This window comes from Pseudomonas sp. Pme6b (assembly GCF_058129925.1).
In genome coordinates this window covers 2,096,058-2,115,167 of the sequence record NZ_CM176704.1, presented here as the reverse complement: position 1 = coordinate 2,115,167, position 19,110 = coordinate 2,096,058, and the positions used below count along the sequence as shown (strand labels likewise).

The window sequence follows — 19,110 nt, the reverse complement described above, 5'->3', positions numbered from 1 at the left end:
TGAGCGGCCTTCTTTTTTGTGCGGGTTTCGAGCTTAGAACTTCTCGATCTTCGCGTTGCTTTCCAGCTGTGCACGGTACGCAGCGAAATCCTGCTGACCCGCACGCGACGCGAGGAAGCGACGGTATTGCGCCTTTTCCGCGTCAGTCGGCGCAGCAGCCTGATTCACGCCATTGAGGCGCACAATCACGAAGCTGCCATCGGCTGCAGTAATGCTGGCGAATTCCGGCTTGCCCTTGCCATCAGGCTTGGGCATGCGGAACAGCGTCTGCAGTACTTGAGGATCAACGCCTTCCTGACTGCGAGTGACTGCTTCCATCGATTTCCAGTCACGTCCATCCTGCTTCGCAGCCAGCGGGATCTTGCCATCACGCAGCCCGGCCAGCAGAGCCTCGCCCTTGGCCTTGGCAGCGGCCGTGGCGTGCTCCTTGACCAGTTGAGTGCGAATCGAGCTGGCAACGCTCTCAAGCGGCAACTGCTGAGGTTGCAGATGCTCTTTGGAGCGCACCACCACGACGGTCTCCGGATCCAGCTCCAACGTGTTGCTGTTGGAGCCTTCTTCCAGCACTTCCGGGCTGAACGCAGCCTGGATAACCGCACGGTTGGCTGTAATACCCTCACCGCCTTCACGACCGAATGGCGCAGTGGTCTGAACCTTCATGCCCAGGTCCTGTGCCGGTTGAGACAGATCGGACGATTCAAACGCAGAATCTTCCAGCTGCTTGGTCACTTCGACAAATTTCTGCTCGACCAGCTGCGATTTCAAATCCGTGGTCAGTTTGTCTTTCAGACTGGCGAAGGTCGGCACCGATGGAGCCTCGACGCCCAGCAACTTGATCAGGTGCCAGCCGAAGTCGGTACGCACAGGCTGCGATACCTGGTCCTTGTTCAAGGCATACAATGTGTCTTCGAACGCAGGGTCATAGACACCCTTGCCTGCGTAACCAAGATCACCGCCCTTGCTGGACGAACCAGGGTCCTGCGAATATTCCTTGGCCAGCGCCGCAAAATCTTCACCCTTGGCCAGACGCTGTTGAATTTCTTCAATCTTCGCCTTGGCCTGCTCGTCGTTCAGTTTGTCGTTGACCTCGATCAGGATGTGCGCAGCACGACGCTGTTCGGACAGATTGGCGATTTCCTTCTGATAAGCCGCCTGCAAGTCCTCATCCTTGACCTGCACCTTGTCGAAGAAAGACGACTTCTTCAATTCGATGTAATCAAGCACAACCTGCTCAGGGCTCATGAACTCCTTGGCATGCTGGTCGTAGTGAGCCTTGACTTCGTCGTCCGTCACTTTGACCGCCGTGGTATCGGCGGGCAGGGTCAGCGACGCGAAATCACGGGTCTGCTTTTCCAGACGGGCAAAAGCGTCAACCTGTGCATCGGTTACGAAAGCACTGCCGGCAACCCCCGCACGCACCTGACCGATGAGCATTTCCTGGCCAAGCATCTGGCGGAACTGCAGACGGCTGTAACCCAGCTGGCGAATGACCTGATCGAAACGGTCAGCACTGAACTTGCCATCGACCTGAAACTCAGGCGTCTGCAAAAGCTGCTGATCCAGTGCCGCGTCGGAAAACGAGAATTTCGCATCCGTTGCACCTTGCAGCAGCAGCTTGCGGTCGATCAGGCCTTTGAGGGCTGATTCACGCAACAGCTTTTCATCCAGCATCGCAGGATCGAAATCCTTGCCCAACTGCTGCGCGAGCTGCTGAGCCAACTGACGCCGCTGCATGTCGACGGCCTGGCTCAACTCATTCTGAGAGATGTCCTCGCCGTTCACTTCAGCCGCGTTCTGCTTATTGCTGGTAGCGGTAAACAACGCCTCGATGCCGGTGAAGGCCATCAAAGCGATGATGATTCCGATAATTGTCTTGGCAATCCAGCCTTGTGAATTGTCCCTGATGTTCTGCAGCATTGCGTCCCCCAAAACGGTTGAACTGACTAACCAACCGCGGAGCGTGGGTAGAAAGCGGATAGAAGAAAGGCGCATCCGAGGATGCGCCTTCTCGTAACTGACGGAGCGATAGGGCTCGAACCCCTCGGTGTTGCAACCGAATGCACCACCGCTCCGCTACTGGATCAGGACAGACCCGACCCAGCGGGCAAAGGCATCGAGAGGCTTAGTTGACAGCTTCTTTGAGGGCTTTACCAGCTTTGAAACCTGGTTTTTTAGCAGCAGCGATTTCCAGCGTCTTACCAGTCTGAGGGTTGCGACCGATGCGAGCAGGACGATCAGTCACGGAGAACGTACCAAAGCCAACCAAAACAACCGAGTCGCCAGCCTTCAGAGCGCCAGTGACGGATTCGATCACTGCGTCCAGCGCACGGCCAGCAGCAGCTTTCGGGATATCAGCAGATGCAGCGATAGCATCAATCAGTTCCGACTTGTTCACTCTAAGTCCCCTTATCTCTATATTGAGTATGTTTCTAAGTTTTAGGTGTTAAGCAAAACGAGCGCTGGAAGGCTTGCTGGTGCTTGCTTTAAAGAGCCGCTTTATAACAAGGGCTCTAAAAAGCTGTCAAGGAAGCCTACCCAGTCTTAATGCGTGCTAATTCTGTCCTTAGAGTCAGACTCGCGTTTTTCTTCCTTTGCGACCAGATCTGTAGCCACGTCCGGCAACGGCTCCGGCGCGTATTGCAGCGCAATTTGCAGGACTTCGTCAATCCATTTAACGGGCTTGATTTGCAGATCCTGCTTGATATTGTCAGGAATCTCCTTCAAATCACGCACGTTTTCTTCCGGAATGATCACCGTCTTGATTCCGCCGCGATGCGCAGCCAGAAGTTTTTCCTTCAGACCACCAATCGCCAGCACCTGCCCGCGCAAGGTAATCTCGCCCGTCATTGCCACATCGGCACGTACCGGGATCTGTGTAAGCGCTGATACCAGAGCAGTACACATGCCTACGCCAGCGCTTGGTCCATCCTTGGGCGTCGCGCCCTCCGGCATGTGGATATGCGTGTCGTGTTTCTCGTGGAAATCGGCTGGAATGCCCAGACTACGGGCACGACTGCGCACCACGGTCTGCGCGGCTGTAATGGATTCGACCATGACATCACCCAGCGAACCGGTCTTGATCAACTGGCCCTTGCCCGATACAACCGCAGCCTCGATGGTCAGCAATTCACCGCCCACCTGAGTCCACGCCAGGCCTGTGACCTGACCGATCTGATCCTGTTGCTCGGCCAGTCCGTAGCGGAATTTGCGCACACCCAGGAAGTGTTCGAGCATCTCGGCAGTAACCTGCACGGAGAAGCGTTTTTCCATGGCGTGTTCTTTGACCGCCTTGCGGCAAACCTTGGCAATCTGGCGCTCTAGACCGCGTACGCCCGCTTCACGGGTGTAGTAGCGAATGATGTCGCGGATTGCTTCCTCGTCGAACTGGATCTCGCCTTTCTTCAAGCCATTGGCCTGAATCTGCTTGGGCGAGAGGTATTTGACGGCGATGTTGATCTTTTCGTCTTCGGTGTAACCCGGCAGGCGAATGACTTCCATCCGGTCCAGCAAGGCTGGCGGAATATTCATCGAGTTCGACGTGCACAGGAACATTACGTCGGAAAGATCGTAGTCGACTTCGAGGTAGTGATCATTGAAGTTATGGTTCTGCTCGGGGTCCAGAACCTCAAGCAATGCCGACGCCGGATCGCCGCGCATGTCACTGCCCATCTTGTCGATTTCATCAAGCAGGAACAGCGGGTTGCGGACGCCCACTTTTGTCATCTTTTGTATCAATCTTCCTGGCATCGAACCGATGTAAGTCCGGCGATGACCACGAATTTCAGCCTCGTCACGCACGCCACCGAGTGCCATACGCACGAATTTACGATTGGTTGCGTTGGCGATGGACTCGGCCAGGGAAGTTTTACCCACACCCGGTGGACCTACCAGACACAGTACAGGGCCACGAATCTTCTTCACGCGCTTTTGCACGGCGAGGTATTCGAGAATGCGTTCCTTGACCTCATCCAGACCATAATGGTCTGCATCCAGGATCGCTTCGGCGCGCGCAAGGTCCAGACGCACCTTGCTCTGAGCCTTCCACGGCACCTGAACCAGCCAGTCGATGTAGGAGCGCACCACAGTCGCCTCGGCCGACATCGGCGACATCTGCTTGAGCTTGTTAAGCTCGGCAGTCGCCTTTGTCAGAGCGTCCTTGGGCAGCCCGGCAGCGTCGATGCGCTTTTTCAGCTCTTCAATTTCGTTATGGCCTTCGTCGCCATCGCCCAGTTCCTTCTGAATGGCCTTCATCTGCTCATTCAGGTAGTACTCGCGCTGGCTGCGCTCCATTTGTTTTTTCACACGACCGCGAATGCGCTTTTCAACCTGCAGCAGGTCGATTTCGGCATCCAGCAAGGCCAGCACGTGCTCGACACGGGCCGACAGGTCGATAATTTCGAGAATTTCCTGCTTCTGCTCGATCTTGAGCGCCATGTGCGCTGCCATGGTGTCAACCAGGCGACCGGGCTCATCGATGCTGTTGAGCGACGAGAGGACTTCTGCGGGGACTTTCTTGCCAAGCTGCACATACTGCTCGAACTGAGCCAGCAGGCTGCGCACAAATACTTCGGATTCTCGATCCGGGGCATCGACTTCGTCGATCAACGCGACGTCGGCGCGGTAATGGCCATCGACTTCGATGAAACGCTCTACCGAACCACGCTGCTCACCTTCGACCAGCACCTTGACGGTGCCATCAGGCAGCTTGAGCAACTGCAATACGGTGGCAATAGTGCCGACGTTGTACAACGCCTTTTCATCAGGATCGTCGTCAGCCGGGTTTCTTTGCGCCAGCAGCAGAATCTGCTTGTCGCCCGTCATTGCCGCTTCAAGGGCTTCGATAGACTTCTCGCGCCCCACGAACAGCGGGATAACCATGTGCGGATAAACCACGACATCACGCAATGGCAAGAGAGGCAATTCAATAGTGGTCTTCATGATTTCGCCTCTACGGCGGCCAATTGGCCGGGACAGATGGAATTAGCTTGAAGCCAAGATGGGGGTAGCGTCCAAAAAAAACAAGCTCTAGAGCCACGACCCGTCAAGATCAATTTCTTCATACAAAACGAATGAACGGCTGAAAAATGCAAAAGGGGGCCAAAAAGGCCCCCTTCCGTATTACTTCACACGCCCATACGCCTGCGTGTGTTACGCGTCAGGGGCAACCTTGGCAGGCGGCTCACTGTTTTCGTAGATCAGCAGCGGCTTGGACGTACCATCGATAACGCTCTCATCGATCACCACCTTGCTCACGTCACTTTGCGACGGAATTTCGTACATGGTGTCGAGCAGCACGCCTTCGAGGATGGAACGCAAGCCACGGGCACCGGTCTTGCGCTCCAGCGCGCGACGGGCAACCGACTTCAACGCGTCGGTGCGGAACTCGAGGTCCACGCCTTCCATCTCGAACAGCTTGGCATACTGCTTGGTCAGCGCATTCTTCGGCTCGGTGAGGATCTGTATCAAAGCAGCCTCATCCAGCTCGTCCAGCGTTGCAAGCACTGGCAGACGGCCCACGAACTCAGGGATCAGACCGAACTTGACCAGATCGTCAGGCTCGACTTCACGCAGGGACTCGCCAACCTTCTTGCCCTCCTCCTTGCTGCGAACCTCGGCGTTGAAGCCGATGCCGCCACGGGTGGAACGGTTCTGAATGACCTTTTCCAGGCCCGAGAAGGCACCACCGCAGATAAAGAGGATGTTGCGTGTGTCCACTTGCAGGAATTCCTGCTGCGGATGCTTGCGACCACCTTGCGGAGGAACGGAAGCCACGGTGCCCTCGATCAGCTTCAGCAAGGCTTGCTGCACGCCTTCGCCGGAAACGTCACGAGTGATCGAAGGGTTGTCGGATTTGCGCGAAATCTTGTCGATTTCATCGATGTAGACAATGCCCATCTGGGCCTTCTCGACATCGTAATCACATTTCTGCAACAGCTTCTGGATAATGTTTTCAACGTCCTCACCCACATAACCGGCTTCGGTCAGGGTGGTGGCGTCAGCGATGGTGAACGGCACATTGAGCAGACGGGCCAGTGTTTCGGCCAGCAGCGTCTTGCCGGAGCCCGTAGGGCCGATCAGCAGGATGTTGCTCTTGCCCAGTTCGACATCGTCATTCTTCTTGTCACGCTGGTTCAGACGCTTGTAGTGGTTGTACACCGCTACTGCGAGGACCTTTTTGGCACGTTCCTGACCGATTACATACTGGTCAAGGATGCCGCTGATTTCTTTAGGCGAAGGCAATTTATGCGCGCTGCTTTCGGCCTGTGCTTCCTGCACCTCCTCGCGGATGATGTCGTTGCACAGGTCGACGCACTCGTCGCAGATAAAGACCGAGGGGCCGGCAATCAATTTGCGCACTTCATGCTGGCTTTTGCCACAGAAGGAGCAATAGAGCAATTTGCCGTTGTCCTCGCCGTTGCGGGTGTCAGTCATTCGATCGATCCAATCCGGTAGGCTTGCAACACAAGATGAAGGCTATTGCGGGCTTTTTCAAGTCCGCAGGCGGTCGGTTGTGCCGACCCCCTACATTTTGAGCCGCTTAGGCAGGCATTTGACGCTTGTTGATCACGGAGTCGATCAGGCCGTATTCAGCCGCACGCTCTGCGCTCATGAAGTTGTCACGCTCGGTGTCGCGCTCGATGGTTTCGAGGCTCTGGCCGGTGTGATGCGCCAGCAGCGAGTTGAGACGATGACGAATGTGCAGGATTTCCTTGGCATGGATGTCGATATCCGACGCCTGACCCTGGAAACCGCCCAGCGGCTGGTGAATCATCATCCGCGAGTTGGGCAGGCAATGACGCTTGCCTTCTGCACCACCGGCCAGCAGGAATGCACCCATGCTGCAAGCCTGACCGATACAGATAGTCGAAACGTCCGGCTTGATGAACTGCATGGTGTCGTAGATCGACATGCCTGCTGTCACCGAACCGCCCGGCGAGTTGATGTAGAGATGGATATCCTTGTCCGGGTTTTCCGCTTCAAGGAAGAGCAGTTGTGCCGCGATAAGGTTGGCCATGTAGTCCTCTACCGGACCAACCATAAAGATGACTCGCTCCTTGAGAAGGCGCGAATAGATGTCATAGGCGCGCTCGCCACGGGCGGACTGCTCGATAACCATCGGGACCAGGCCGCCAGCGGCCTGGATGTCAGAGTTCTGCTGAATATAAGAATTGCGGGACATGTCCTGCATTCACTCCCAAATAGTCGAGTCTTGAATACGCACAAGCCAGCGCGAAGGCTGGCTTGTGGGTGTTTTCGCACGAAAAGAGAAATCAGTCGGCTTTTGGAGCTTCCACCGGCTTGACAGCTTCTTCGTAGGAGACCGATTTGTCGGTCACGCTAGCTTTCTGCAAAACAGTATCTACAACTTGCTCTTCAAGCACAACAGAACGTACCTCGTTCATTTGCTGCTCGTTCTTGTAGTACCAGGCAACAACCTGCTCAGGCTCCTGATAGGCGGATGCCATTTCCTGAATCATTTCACGTACGCGAGCATCATCAGGCTTGAGGTCGAACTGCTTGACGACCTCGGCAACGATCAGACCCAGCTCGACGCGACGCTTGGCCTGCTCTTCGAACAGCTCAGCCGGCAACTGGTCTGGCTTGATGTTGCCGCCGAACTGTTGAACAGCCTGGACGCGCAGACGGTTGACTTCGTTTTCCAGCAGCGCTTTAGGCACTTCGATCGGGTTGGCAGCCAGCAGACCGTCCATGACCTGATTCTTGACCTTGGACTTGATCGCCTGACGCAGCTCGCGCTCCATGTTCTTGCGAACCTCGGTGCGGAAGCCTTCGATACCGGTTTCCTTGATACCGAACTGCTTGAAGAACTCTTCGTTCAGCTCAGGCAGCTTTGGCTCGGAAACGGTATTGACGGTCACGGTGAACTCGGCAGCCTTGCCGGCCAGCTCAAGGTTCTGATAGTCCTCGGGGAAGGTCACGTTCAGAACGCGCTCTTCGCCAGCCTTGGCGCCAACCAGACCGTCTTCGAAACCAGGAATCATGCGACCCGAACCCAGCACCAGCTGGGTAGCCGTGGCAGAACCGCCAGCGAACACTTCGCCGTCGACCTTGCCCACGAAATCGATGTTCAGCTGGTCTTCGTTCTGGGCAGCACGGTCGGCCACTTCAAAACGAACGTTCTGCTTGCGCAGCACTTCCAGCATGTTGTCCAGATCGCTGTCCGCCACATCGGCAGACAGGCGCTCTACGGCGATGGTGTCGAAACCGGCAACGGTGAATTCCGGGAATACTTCGAAAGTAGCCACGTATTCCAGGTCTTTGCCTTTTTCGAAAGATTTCGGCTCTACAGCAGGAGCACCGGCCGGGTTCAGCTTCTGCTCAACCACAGCTTCGTAGAAAGTAGCCTGAATCAGATCGCCCAGTGCTTCCTGACGTGCGCCGTCTTCATAACGCTGACGGATCACGCTCATAGGCACCTTGCCTGGGCGGAAGCCCGGGATCTTGGCTTTGCGTGCGGTCTGCTGCAGACGCTTGTTGACTTCAGTCTCGATGCGTTCGGCAGGCACGCCAATGGTCATGCGGTGCTCAAGAGCGGAAGTATTTTCAACAGAAACTTGCATGGATATTCCTCGTTGCACAGACGTTAGCCGGCCGTTTCCGACCCCAGAATCAAGGGCATGCATTCTAGTGGGTCAAACTCAAGAAGTCACCCTACTGAAAAAGGGTGGATTTATAGGACGAAAGCGGAGCGCTGCAGCGCAAGGAAGAAAAAAGCCTCACACCCTCGGCGACGCGTCTGGCACGGCCTCTATATAAAGAAGCATCAGCGCCGGAGACGACCGACTCCATCCAGGTAGCACGTCCCACTCGACCGACGGCGGCAAGCCACCGGACCCGTGAAACGGTAAAGCGAATACGCTGAAACAAAAAAAGCCGCTTCACGCGGCTTGCAGCGACCCGGGCTTTCGCTTGAATCACTTCTGCTCTGGCGAACGGAGAACACAAAGAAATCTCCGCACACCTGCCATGCAAGGCTTCAGCCTCGAAGCCTGATGAATCAACGCACATTTTGCGCTGCTGATTCCATAGCGCCGGGCTGCTTGCAGCCTTATTCAACCCGGCGCGCATCGTACACAACGCAACCCACGCGCGCCACCCATTGCAAGCAATTGACGCGCCTGACAATTTTACTCTCGGATAAGCCCTACAACTTGTCACCCACCAGAGGCAAAAGCTGGCGTACGCTCAAACACCTTGCGGCAGCAGCCACACTGCGCACCACGGAAAGGCGGTGCAACTTACCGAGGTAACGCTTCTGACCTGCAACTCTGCACTACGCCATGATTAAAAAAGATTAACGACTGAGGAAGCAAACACCACAGTGACACGCTCGGCACGACCGCAATCATGCGGACCTCCCAACGCCAGGCCATGACGCCTCACCCTAAACCAGACACAACGTCGAAAACCGACCATCTTCCGCGTGACCATACCGGCCTCCGGCACCCGCCAACCTTGCGGCACAGCAAGGCCTGACGAGAGCCAGCACCTCCGCCGCACCCCTGTACTGCTTAGCCATCCGCTACATAATCCGACCACTGATTTCACCGCTGCTGGCAACAATAATGAAGCCTGCGCCACGAATGAACTGCACTGTTTTCGCACCACACCAGCAGCATCGCCCGAGCTCTTACACGCCAAGAAATCAATGCCCTTAAACATTGAAACCCGTCAGGAAAAACCATGTACAAGATGATTGCTGCACTTACTTTTCTCGCCATCACCTCAGCAACACTGACGGGGTGCAAAGACAAGGAGGGGAGCACGGGAAACGCAGCAGCCACTAAAACCACTTATTATTCTTCCTACAAATGCAACATTGACTCAATTGCCGGGAAGATCAGCCCGGGAACAGGAGCAAGCATTTACGTACCGCGGGGCGTCGCAATGTTCAACGGCTCGGTGATCACTGCGAACCAGGACGCTCCGAAAGAAATCAGACTTCGCCTGACCGGCTACAAAGGAAAGCCCACTACGTTCAAGGACCCGCCATCGTTGATCGAATTGACCTGGTGAAGACGTACAACAATGAAAAACTCCTGAAGTGAGGTTTTTCGTTCACCGCAGATTTATCGTCAATGGAATCCGGCGGCTACAACGTCGTACTCGAGATCCCTGGAGCAAACCCACCTCTTCTGTGCCAGGGCAAGGTGTTGCTTGTCATCGAATAACTAGAAAGCCTGATGGCGAGACTGAGCCTCGACAATCTGGTAGCTTTCTTTTCCACTTCAACGCAAAAGCCCATGCCGCTGGGGCTTTTTGGTTTCTGCCAGATGCAAAAACCGCCCAATGACGGGCGGTGCTGGTCAGTTTTTGCAGACTACCTGCGGAGGTGCCGCAGGTGTCAGCTTTTGGGGAATCACGATTGAAGTTCCGGGCAGAGACACGAGCTCGATGACTCCAAACATGCAAATAAGCGCTTGCTCACCATCGTTGCTTGATCTGCTACGTACCCCTACTAAAGCCTCGTAGTCCTTCCCTGGTTCCAGCTTGTAAACGACCGCTTGGCCAGCACAGGACAAGTAAGTGCTGCCATTGCCACCAATCGTCGCGCCCAGGGTTGCAATTTGAAACGGGAGATCAGTCCTGACGCGATACTCGGTCACAACCTCTTTATAGACACCTTCGCCCATCCGGGTGGCTGGGACGTATTCAGTAAGCGTGGGCGCAACTCGCTTCGGCATGCGAACGCTTGCCGATTTCAGGGGGTACTGCGGATAGTTGATATTCGCCGTGCCGTCTCGCCCGAAACGTCCAGCATCAGCCATCTTGTGGCGGGTAGCAGGGGCACAACTACCCATAATGCTATCTCCATACACACTGGAGTTCGTGATAACGCGAACATGTGCCAAGTCTTCTGACTGAGCAGGCTCTTCGTAGGGCACTGAAGGTATTCCGGAGCAACCAGTAAGCGCTACAGCAAAAAAAATTACGAAAGTGACAGCCCGCATTACGATGTCCTTATTGACTTGCCAATCAAAAAACCGACGCGATGGCCGGTTTTTTTGTCCCCTTTCCTACGCATGCACAAAGGAAGTAATGGCCAAATGATGGCTTTGTGACCCACTGCTGTCAAGCAGCTGCCGCATTCATTAGTCTCTCGCGAATACCCCGCCCCAGCGCTACCGCCTTTGTCAGTGCGTTTCGATTGCCAGACGGCGGATCAGTGAAACGGAAGCATGAGTACATCACCAGCAAGCCAATTCAGGATGTACTCATTAACGTACTAAAAAAATCCAGACACCGGCAAATACTCATGAAACTCAACACAACAAAAAGCCCGCACTTGGCGGGCTTTTCTTGGCTTTCGCGGTTCTCAGTGGAACCCGGCGAAAGTACATCTGGTGCGGACGGAGAGACTCGAACTCTCACACCTTGCGGCGCTGGAACCTAAATCCAGTGTGTCTACCAATTCCACCACATCCGCATTTCAGACTTTTAAAGCAAAGGCGCCAGACTATGAATCTTGCGCCCTTCTTAATATGGGGTGGACGATGGGGTTCGAACCCACGACCGCAGGAGTCACAATCCTGTGCTCTACCAACTGAGCTACGCCCACCATATTGCGCGTGACGATAAAACTTACTTGCTGTGCCAAAGCTGCCTTAAATGGCGCACCCGGCAGGACTCGAACCTGCGACCATCCGCTTAGAAGGCGGATGCTCTATCCAGCTGAGCTACGGGCACTTATATAATTTGTATTCTTGCGATAACAAACTAAAAGGCTTTCAATCACACCGAGCTGATTTGCAACTCTGCCTGACCTAATCAACCAGTGCTAGCTTAACCAGTGCTGGGCTCTGCCCGGCAAGTGCGACGAATCTTATAGACGGCCCCTGGGGTCGTCAACCTTTTTTTGAAAAAAATTCAGCTAGATAAAGGAGTTAGCGGAATATCCAACGCATGCGCCTTTGCCCTCGCGCCATGTCATGCGAGAATGCGCGCTCATTTTATTTCCTCTCGATGGTTAATCACGCGTCATGACTGCAAAACTAATCGACGGCAAGGCGATCGCCGCCAGCCTGCGCCAGCAGATCGCCAAACGTGTCGCCGAACGTAGCCAGCAAGGTCTGCGTACGCCGGGCCTCGCGGTGATTCTGGTCGGCAGCGACCCTGCCTCTCAGGTCTATGTCTCTCACAAGCGCAAGGACTGCGAGGAAGTCGGCTTTATCTCCCAGGCCTATGACTTGCCCGCTGATACCACTCAGGTTGCGCTGACCGATCTGATCGACCGCCTCAATGAAGACGCCGCTGTCGACGGCATTCTGCTGCAATTGCCTTTGCCAGCCCATCTGGACGCATCGCTGCTGCTCGAGCGCATCCGCCCGGACAAGGACGTGGACGGTTTCCATCCTTATAACGTCGGCCGTCTCGCCCAGCGCATTCCCCTGCTGCGACCGTGCACACCCAAAGGGATCATTACACTGCTGGAAAGCACTGGAGTCGATCTGTACGGTCTGGATGCTGTGGTGGTTGGCGCGTCGAACATTGTCGGCCGCCCCATGGCCATGGAATTGCTGCTGGCGGGCTGCACGGTCACCGTGACCCACCGTTTCACCAAGGATCTGGCAGGCCATGTAGGTCGCGCCGATCTGGTGGTGGTTGCCGCCGGCAAGCCCGGCCTGGTCAAGGGCGAATGGATCAAACCCGGCGCGATTGTCATCGACGTCGGCATCAACCGTCAGGACGATGGCAAGCTGGTGGGCGACGTGGTTTACGAGACTGCCCTGCCCCGCGCCGGCTGGATCACTCCGGTTCCGGGCGGCGTTGGCCCCATGACCCGCGCCTGCCTGCTGGAAAACACACTGTACGCCGCAGAAACCCTGCACGACTGATCAGCCTGCAGCAATAAAAAACGGCACCTCCAAGGTGCCGTTTTTTTTACCTCGACAAAACCTTACTTTTTGCCAGCCTCCCAGCTTTTCAGCAGGTCAGCGTAGGCGATGGTTTCACCCTTGGGTTTCTCGTTGGCCAGTTTGCGCTGTGGCGCGAGGAACTTGCCGTTGCTGTTCTCAGCCTTGGCATACCACTCCTCGGCAGACGTTTCGGGGTTCATCTTCGGCGCACACTTGCTGGCTTCCTGAACCTTGGAACGTTCGATGCGCGTCATGATGGCATCCTGATCCTTGGCCAGACCGTCCAGCGCCTGCTGTGCTGTCTTCTCGCCAGTGACCGCCTCGGCCACATGGCTCCACCACAGCTGTGCCAGCTTCGGATAGTCAGGCACGTTGGTGCCGGTAGGCGACCATTGAACGCGGGCCGGGCTGCGATAGAACTCCACCAGACCTCCCAGCTTGGGCGCCAGAGCGGTCATCTCCTTGGAATTGATATCCGACTCGCGAATCGGCGTCAGACCGACAATGGTCTTCTTCAGCGAAACACTTTTCGAGGTCACGAACTGCGCATACAGCCAGGCCGCCAGGCGCTTCTTCTCGTCGGAAGACTTCAGGAAGGTCCATGAGCCCACGTCCTGGTAACCGAGCTTCATGCCTTCTTTCCAGTACGGCCCTTTGGGTGACGGGGCCATGCGCCATTTCGGCGTGCCATCGGCGTTCATGACTGGCAGGCCGGGCTTGGTCATGTCGGCAGTAAAGGCGGTGTACCAGAAGATCTGTTGCGCGACGTTACCCTGCGACGGAACCGGACCGGACTCCGAAAAGGTCATGCCCGCAGCTTCAGGCGGTGCGTAGGCTTTCAGCCAGTCGATGTATTTCTGAGTCGCGAACACCGCTGCCGGCCCGTTGGTGTCGCCACCGCGGGTAATGCTGGAGCCGACCGGGTGGCAATCCTCGACGCGGATGCCCCACTCGTCCACAGGCAGACCGTTAGGCAAGCCCTTGTCGCCGCTGCCAGCCATGGAGAACCAGGCATCGGTGAAGCGCCAGCCCAGCGACGGGTCCTTCTTGCCGTAATCCATGTGCCCGAAGACTTTCTTGCCGTCGATCTCCTTGACGTCTTCGCTGAAGAATTTGGCAATGTCTTCGTAGGCCGACCAGTTGACCGGGACGCCCAGCCCATAGCCGTACTTGTCTTTGAACTTCTTTTTCAGGTCGGGACGTTCGAACCAGTCGGCACGGAACCAGTACAGGTTGGCGAATTGCTGATCAGGCAGCTGGTAAAGCTTGCCGTCCGGCGCGGTGGTGAACGAGGTGCCGATGAAGTCTTTCAGGTCCAGAGTCGGCGAGGTGACCTTGCTGCCTTCCGGACTGGCCATCAGGTCGGTCAGCGACAGTGCCTTGCCGTAGCGGAAGTGTGTCCCGATCAGGTCCGAGTCGTTGACCCAGCCGTCGTAGATACTTTTGTCCGACTGCATGGCGGTCTGCAGTTTTTCGATCACATCACCCTCTTGCAGCAGGTCATGGGTGACTTTGATACCAGTGATTTCAGTGAAGGCCTTGGCCAGGGTTTTCGATTCGTACTCGTGGGTGGTCAGGGTTTCCGATACCACCTTGATGTCCATGCCACGGAACGGCTCGGCGGCCTTGATGAACCACTCAAGCTCTTTCAACTGTTCTGCATCGGAAAGCGTACTCGGCTTGAATTCACTGGCCGCCCACTTCTTCGCCGCATCTTCGTACTGATCTGCCCACGCCGAAACACTCAACCCGCTGAGCATCATCATGGTCGCCAGCGTCACGCTATGTTGCAGCTTGTTTTTCTTATTGAACATAGTCATCTCCAATGTTGCTTTTATGTAGTCCCGCTTTTCGAATATTGCCGACCGGATCACCCCGGCAATCGCGCCCGGCCGCCCTCTAACCCCAACGCATCACCACCAACAGCCACACCAGGGAGGCCCCTGAAGCGATCCAGACACTCCAGTCGGTCGCGCCGATCACCAGCAAATGCAGGTAAGCGCTACCCAGAAGCCCAATGAACAAACGGTCGCCACGCGTGGTGGCAATCGGCAGAAAACCACGGCGCTCGATACTTGCCGAGCGCAACTCCCATACGGTCATCCCCGCCAGAAGCAATGCGATGCTGATGAAAAAGGCCGCAGTGGGCAGTGTCCAGGACATCCACTCCATTTTTTCGACTCCTCAGACACGACCAAGAGCAAAGCCCTTGACCACATGGTTGCGAACGAACCAGATCACCAGCATACCCGGCAGGATAGTCAACACCCCCGCCGCCGCCAGCCCCCCCCAATCGATACCCGATGCCGAGACGGTGCGGGTCATTACCGCAGCGATCGGCTTGGCGTTCACCGACGTCAGGGTGCGCGCCAGCAACAGCTCGACCCAGGAGAACATGAAGCAGAAAAACGCGGTGACACCGATACCCGAGCCAATCAACGGAATGAAAATCTTCACGAAAAACTTCGGAAAGCTATAACCGTCGATGTAGGCCGTTTCATCAATCTCCTTGGGAACGCCGGACATGAAGCCCTCCAGAATCCAAACCGCCAGCGGAACGTTGAACAAGCAATGCGCCAGAGCAACGGCGATGTGCGTGTCAAACAGGCCGATGGACGAGTACAGCTGGAAAAACGGCAGCAGGAACACGGCCGGTGGCGCCATGCGATTGGTCAGCAGCCAGAAGAACAGGTGCTTGTCGCCGAGAAAACGATAGCGAGAAAACGCGTAGGCTGCCGGAAGCGCAACGCTCAGCGATATCACGGTATTGAGGCACACGTAGTACAGCGAGTTCAGGTAACCGCTGTACCAGCTTTCGTCGGTGAAAATCACCTTGTAGTTGGCCAGGGTAAAGTCCTGCGGCCACAGGGTCAGGCCACCGAGGATCTCGGTATTGGTCTTGAACGACATGTTGATCAGCCAGTAAATCGGCACCAGCAGAAACAACAGGTAAATCCACAGCGGTATGATTTTGCGCAGACTCATGACCAGCCCCTCAATTCTTTTCGCTGTGAGTCATGGCGGTGTAGAACACCCATGACACCAACAGAATGATCAGGAAGTACACCAGCGAGAACGCCGCCGCAGGCCCCAGGTCGAACTGCCCGAGCGCCATGGTGGTCAGGGTCTGACTGAGGAAGGTGGTGGAGTTGCCAGGACCGCCACCGGTGAGCACGAACGGCTCGGTGTAGATCATGAAGCTGTCCATGAAGCGCAGCATTACCGCGATCAGCAGCACGCTTTTCATCTTCGGCAGCTGGATGTGCCGAAAGATGGCCCAGCCGGAGGCACGATCAATCCGCGCCGCCTGATAGTAGACATCCGGAATGGCTCGCAGCCCTGAATAGCACAGCAAAGCCACCAGCGAAGTCCAGTGCCAGACGTCGATGACCAGCACTGTCACCCAGGCATCCGAAGCATTGGCGGCGTAGTTGTAGTTGATGCCCAGCACGTTGTTCAACGTGTAACCCAGCAAGCCGATATCGCCACGGCCGAAGATCTGCCAGATGGTACCGACCACGTTCCACGGAATCAGCAACGGAATGGTCATCACAATCAGGCACAGCGAAGACCAGCGGCCTTTGGTGGGCATGGTCAGGGCAATCGCGATACCCAGCGGGATCTCGATCAGCAGTACACAACCCGAGTAAATGAACTGGCGCAGCAGCGAATCGTGCAGACGTGGGTCCTGCAAGACCTGACGGAACCAGTCAGTACCAACAAAATAGCGGCTGGACTGGTCGAAGATGTCCTGCACCGAGTAGTTGACCACAGTCATCATCGGGATAATCGCGCTGAATGCCACCAGCAGAAACACCGGCATCACCAGCCACCAGGCTTTGTTGTTCTGCACCTTACGCATGGGACACCTCACTGGCCGGGCCGGCTTCAAGCAGGTAATCGTCGGCATAGAGCATCAGCCATTGCCCTGGAAAGCTGATCCAGGCCTGGCCATGCGGCACCGGTTTGTCTTCCTGCAAACGAACCTTGAGCAGTTGCCCGGCCAGTTTCAGGGTAATGATCTTGTAGGTACCGAGGTCTTCCACATAGGTCACGTCGGCGCACATCGCATCGTCGTAAGGCCCGTCCCAGACATGCACGAACTCTGGACGAATACCCACTTTCAGACTTTTCCACGGTGTATTGGCAAGCTTTTGCTGCAACGACTCAGGCAGCGGCAGATGAATGTCGGCAAAACCGACACCGCCCGGTCGAGGCGTAACGTCAATCAGGTTCATGCCAGGGCTGCCAATGAAATAGCCGACAAAGGTGTGCGAAGGCTTTTCAAACAACTCCCGCGGCGTGCCGAACTGCACAATCTGTCCGCCATACATCACGGCGATCTTGTCGGCGAAAGTCGACGCCTCCAGTTGATCGTGGGTGACGTAAACCATAGTGATATTGAATTGCTCGTGGATCTGCTTGAGCTTGCGGCGCAGTTTCCATTTCAGGTGCGGGTCGATCACGGTCAGCGGTTCGTCGAAGAGGATCGCCGACACGTCATCGCGCACCAACCCGCGACCCATGGAGACTTTCTGCTTTTCGTCCGCGCTGAGGTTGCGCGCTTTCTTTTTCAGCAGCGGCTGCAGGTCCAGGACATCGGCAATTTCATTGACCTTGATGAGAATCCGCGCCTCATCCAGGCCCTGATTGCGCAACGGAAAGGCCAGGTTATCGAACACCGTCATGGTGTCGTAGATCACTGGAAACTGGAAAACCTGAGCGATGTTGCGACGCTCCGGGGGCAGCTCATTGACTACTTTCGAGTCGAACAGCACTTGGCCCTGCGACGGACTGAGCAGACCGGAAATGATGTTGAGCAGGGTTGACTTGCCACACCCGGAAGGCCCGAGCAGCGCGTAAGCACCGCCCTGCTCCCAGATGTGGCTCATCTCGCGAATTGCATAATCGTCAGGACCAGGCTTGGCGCTGTAACTGTGCGCCAGGTTCTGCAAGCGGATCTCGGCCATCAGGCAACCCTCGCCATGCGCAGGCCCGGCGCCTGAATCAGGCCGCCCTGCTGATCGAATACAAATAATTTGTGGGTCGGGATGTACACCCGAATCGATGCGTCAACGTCGTAGGCATGCACGCCCGGCAGGTGCAAAACCAGTGAAAACAGCTCGTTGCGCACATGCAGAAAGGTTTCCGAGCCGCTGATTTCTGCCAGCTCGACGGTGACCGCCAGCTCCAGATCATCATCGTTGGAAGGCACAAGGCTCAAATGGCTGGGGCGCACACCAAAGCGGTACTCACCATCCCCGACGGCCCGCAGGTCGACGTTGAGCGGGAAATGCACAAAGTTGGCGAAGCTGACCTCATTACCGTCTATTCGACCCGGCATCAGGTTGATCGGCGGTTCAGAGAACAGCTCGGCCGCCAGTACCGTGCTCGGGCGGTGATAGACCTCAGGAGTCTTGCCGCTCTGCACCACCCGCCCTTCATGCAGAATGGTGGTGGTACCACCCAGCGCCAGCGCTTCATTGGGCTCGGTAGTGGCATAGATTGCGATGGTATGGCGGGCTGCAAACAGCTCGCGCATTTCCTGACGCAGCTCTTCACGCAGCTTGTAATCAAGGTTGACCAACGGCTCGTCGAACAGGATCAACTCGGCGTCCTTGACCAGCGCCCTGGCCATAGCGGTGCGCTGCTGCTGCCCACCGGACAACTCGAGGGGGTGGCGTTGCAGGAATTTTTCGATGCGCAGCATCTTCGCCGTTTCCTGCACACGGCTGTGGATAACATCCTTGGACAGACCGGCCTGACGCAGCGGCGAGGCAATGTTTTCAAACACCGTCATGCTTGGGTAATTGATGAACTGCTGATAAACCATCGAGACGTTGCGCAGACGAACCGGTCGATTTGTAACATCGACCCCGTTCATCAGCACCCGCCCGCTGTCAGGCTTGTCCAGCCCGGCCATCAGGCGCATCAGGCTGGTTTTGCCGGACAGGGTTCGCCCCAGCAGAACGTTGAAAGATCCTGGCTCAAAGCTCAGGGAAGCGTCGTCGATCCAGACCTGACCATCGACCGCGCGACTGACGTGCTCCAGCGTGAGAGACATGGCGTGCCCTTTGTTGTTTTTTTCTTAAGGGTGAATGCGTGACTGTTTGCAGATAGCGACATTCGTGCCAGCTCGGCCAGACTGCTTGAGAGCCCCGAAACAGAGCCTTCCCCCGTATTCAGGGGGCGAAAGCGCTTTCACAGCTGAACAATAATGAACAGTAAACAC

14 protein-coding genes, 3 tRNA genes and 1 pseudogene are annotated in these 19,110 nt (G+C 56.2%); 2 read left to right on the top strand and 16 right to left on the bottom strand.

All coding sequences use genetic code 11. The features are described from left to right. Positions 1–33: 33 nt before the first annotated feature. From AC4ANE_RS09720 to tig, 6 genes are all read right to left on the bottom strand, one after another. Entirely contained in the window at positions 34–1,917 is a 1,884-nt protein-coding gene (locus tag AC4ANE_RS09720) for a SurA N-terminal domain-containing protein (protein ID WP_002552738.1), read from the bottom strand. A 205-nt stretch (positions 1,918–2,122) separates the two neighbouring features. After that, entirely contained in the window at positions 2,123–2,395 is a 273-nt protein-coding gene (locus AC4ANE_RS09715; protein WP_002552737.1) for an HU family DNA-binding protein, read from the bottom strand. A gap of 146 nt (positions 2,396–2,541) precedes the next feature. Next, positions 2,542–4,938: an endopeptidase La gene (gene lon, locus AC4ANE_RS09710; RefSeq protein ID WP_002552736.1), complete on the bottom strand. Its 2,397-nt coding sequence runs from the start codon at positions 4,936–4,938 to the stop codon at positions 2,542–2,544. A 210-nt stretch (positions 4,939–5,148) separates the two neighbouring features. Then, positions 5,149–6,432, bottom strand: a complete 1,284-nt coding sequence (clpX, locus tag AC4ANE_RS09705) for an ATP-dependent Clp protease ATP-binding subunit ClpX (RefSeq protein WP_002552735.1) — start codon at positions 6,430–6,432, stop codon at positions 5,149–5,151. Positions 6,433–6,538: 106 nt separating this feature from the next. Next, positions 6,539–7,180 (bottom strand): ATP-dependent Clp endopeptidase proteolytic subunit ClpP, encoded by a 642-nt coding sequence (gene clpP / locus AC4ANE_RS09700; protein WP_002552734.1) that lies wholly within the window; start codon positions 7,178–7,180, stop codon positions 6,539–6,541. 91 nt (positions 7,181–7,271) lie between these two features. Further along, entirely contained in the window at positions 7,272–8,582 is a 1,311-nt protein-coding gene (tig, locus tag AC4ANE_RS09695) for a trigger factor (RefSeq protein WP_460408867.1), read from the bottom strand. Between the two features lie 1,123 nt (positions 8,583–9,705). On the opposite strand from tig, the pseudogene AC4ANE_RS09690 reads away from it, so the two are divergent. Continuing rightward, positions 9,706–10,193, top strand: a pseudogene (locus AC4ANE_RS09690) (hypothetical protein). Positions 10,194–10,328: 135 nt separating this feature from the next. Here AC4ANE_RS09690 and AC4ANE_RS09685 read toward each other — a convergent pair. The 4 genes from AC4ANE_RS09685 to AC4ANE_RS09670 all read right to left on the bottom strand — a co-directional run bounded on the left by AC4ANE_RS09685 (position 10,329) and on the right by AC4ANE_RS09670 (position 11,709). Beyond that, positions 10,329–10,973, bottom strand: a complete 645-nt coding sequence (locus AC4ANE_RS09685) for a hypothetical protein (protein WP_031594806.1) — start codon at positions 10,971–10,973, stop codon at positions 10,329–10,331. 391 nt (positions 10,974–11,364) lie between these two features. Continuing rightward, positions 11,365–11,449, bottom strand: a tRNA-Leu gene (locus AC4ANE_RS09680). Between the two features lie 56 nt (positions 11,450–11,505). Next, a tRNA-His gene (locus AC4ANE_RS09675) sits at positions 11,506–11,581 on the bottom strand. A 51-nt stretch (positions 11,582–11,632) separates the two neighbouring features. Then, positions 11,633–11,709, bottom strand: a tRNA-Arg gene (locus tag AC4ANE_RS09670). Between the two features lie 293 nt (positions 11,710–12,002). Here AC4ANE_RS09670 and folD point away from each other — a divergent pair. Continuing rightward, positions 12,003–12,857 carry a bifunctional methylenetetrahydrofolate dehydrogenase/methenyltetrahydrofolate cyclohydrolase FolD gene (gene folD / locus AC4ANE_RS09665; RefSeq protein ID WP_002552732.1) on the top strand — a complete coding sequence of 285 codons (855 nt, stop codon included), beginning with the start codon at positions 12,003–12,005 and terminating at the stop codon, positions 12,855–12,857. A gap of 62 nt (positions 12,858–12,919) precedes the next feature. On the opposite strand, the gene AC4ANE_RS09660 is transcribed toward folD, so the two are convergent. The 6 genes from AC4ANE_RS09660 to AC4ANE_RS09635 all read right to left on the bottom strand — a co-directional run bounded on the left by AC4ANE_RS09660 (position 12,920) and on the right by AC4ANE_RS09635 (position 18,942). Beyond that, positions 12,920–14,692: an ABC transporter substrate-binding protein gene (locus tag AC4ANE_RS09660; protein WP_002552731.1), complete on the bottom strand. Its 1,773-nt coding sequence runs from the start codon at positions 14,690–14,692 to the stop codon at positions 12,920–12,922. A gap of 85 nt (positions 14,693–14,777) precedes the next feature. Beyond that, entirely contained in the window at positions 14,778–15,050 is a 273-nt protein-coding gene (locus AC4ANE_RS09655; protein ID WP_002552730.1) for a DUF2160 domain-containing protein, read from the bottom strand. Between the two features lie 12 nt (positions 15,051–15,062). Next, positions 15,063–15,863: a carbohydrate ABC transporter permease gene (locus AC4ANE_RS09650; RefSeq protein WP_031594805.1), complete on the bottom strand. Its 801-nt coding sequence runs from the start codon at positions 15,861–15,863 to the stop codon at positions 15,063–15,065. Positions 15,864–15,873: 10 nt separating this feature from the next. Then, positions 15,874–16,740, bottom strand: coding sequence for a carbohydrate ABC transporter permease (locus tag AC4ANE_RS09645; RefSeq protein ID WP_002552729.1), 867 nt, complete (start codon positions 16,738–16,740; stop codon positions 15,874–15,876). After that, complete coding sequence (locus AC4ANE_RS09640) at positions 16,733–17,848, bottom strand: ABC transporter ATP-binding protein (RefSeq protein ID WP_002552728.1); 1,116 nt, start codon at positions 17,846–17,848, stop codon at positions 16,733–16,735. Before AC4ANE_RS09640 ends, AC4ANE_RS09645 begins: the two co-directional genes overlap by 8 nt. Then, on the bottom strand, positions 17,848–18,942 hold the full coding sequence (locus AC4ANE_RS09635; protein WP_002552727.1) for an ABC transporter ATP-binding protein: 1,095 nt from the start codon (positions 18,940–18,942) through the stop codon (positions 17,848–17,850). The genes AC4ANE_RS09640 and AC4ANE_RS09635 overlap by 1 nt, the downstream gene beginning before the upstream one ends. Positions 18,943–19,110: the final 168 nt, after the last annotated feature.

Bases quoted from the DNA above. Each gene is read 5' to 3' on its own strand.
- AC4ANE_RS09720 (WP_002552738.1), bottom strand. From the start codon at position 1,917: ATGCTGCAGAACATCAGGGACAATTCACAAGGCTGGATTGCCAAGACA.
- AC4ANE_RS09635 (WP_002552727.1), bottom strand. From the start codon at position 18,942: ATGTCTCTCACGCTGGAGCACGTCAGTCGCGCGGTCGATGGTCAGGTC.
- AC4ANE_RS09655 (WP_002552730.1), bottom strand. From the start codon at position 15,050: ATGGAGTGGATGTCCTGGACACTGCCCACTGCGGCCTTTTTCATCAGC.
- clpX (WP_002552735.1), bottom strand. From the start codon at position 6,432: ATGACTGACACCCGCAACGGCGAGGACAACGGCAAATTGCTCTATTGC.
- AC4ANE_RS09640 (WP_002552728.1), bottom strand. From the start codon at position 17,848: ATGGCCGAGATCCGCTTGCAGAACCTGGCGCACAGTTACAGCGCCAAG.
- folD (WP_002552732.1), top strand. From the start codon at position 12,003: ATGACTGCAAAACTAATCGACGGCAAGGCGATCGCCGCCAGCCTGCGC.
- AC4ANE_RS09645 (WP_002552729.1), bottom strand. From the start codon at position 16,740: ATGCGTAAGGTGCAGAACAACAAAGCCTGGTGGCTGGTGATGCCGGTG.
- lon (WP_002552736.1), bottom strand. From the start codon at position 4,938: ATGAAGACCACTATTGAATTGCCTCTCTTGCCATTGCGTGATGTCGTG.
- tig (WP_460408867.1), bottom strand. From the start codon at position 8,582: ATGCAAGTTTCTGTTGAAAATACTTCCGCTCTTGAGCACCGCATGACC.
- AC4ANE_RS09660 (WP_002552731.1), bottom strand. From the start codon at position 14,692: ATGTTCAATAAGAAAAACAAGCTGCAACATAGCGTGACGCTGGCGACC.
- clpP (WP_002552734.1), bottom strand. From the start codon at position 7,180: ATGTCCCGCAATTCTTATATTCAGCAGAACTCTGACATCCAGGCCGCT.
- AC4ANE_RS09685 (WP_031594806.1), bottom strand. From the start codon at position 10,973: ATGCGGGCTGTCACTTTCGTAATTTTTTTTGCTGTAGCGCTTACTGGT.
- AC4ANE_RS09650 (WP_031594805.1), bottom strand. From the start codon at position 15,863: ATGAGTCTGCGCAAAATCATACCGCTGTGGATTTACCTGTTGTTTCTG.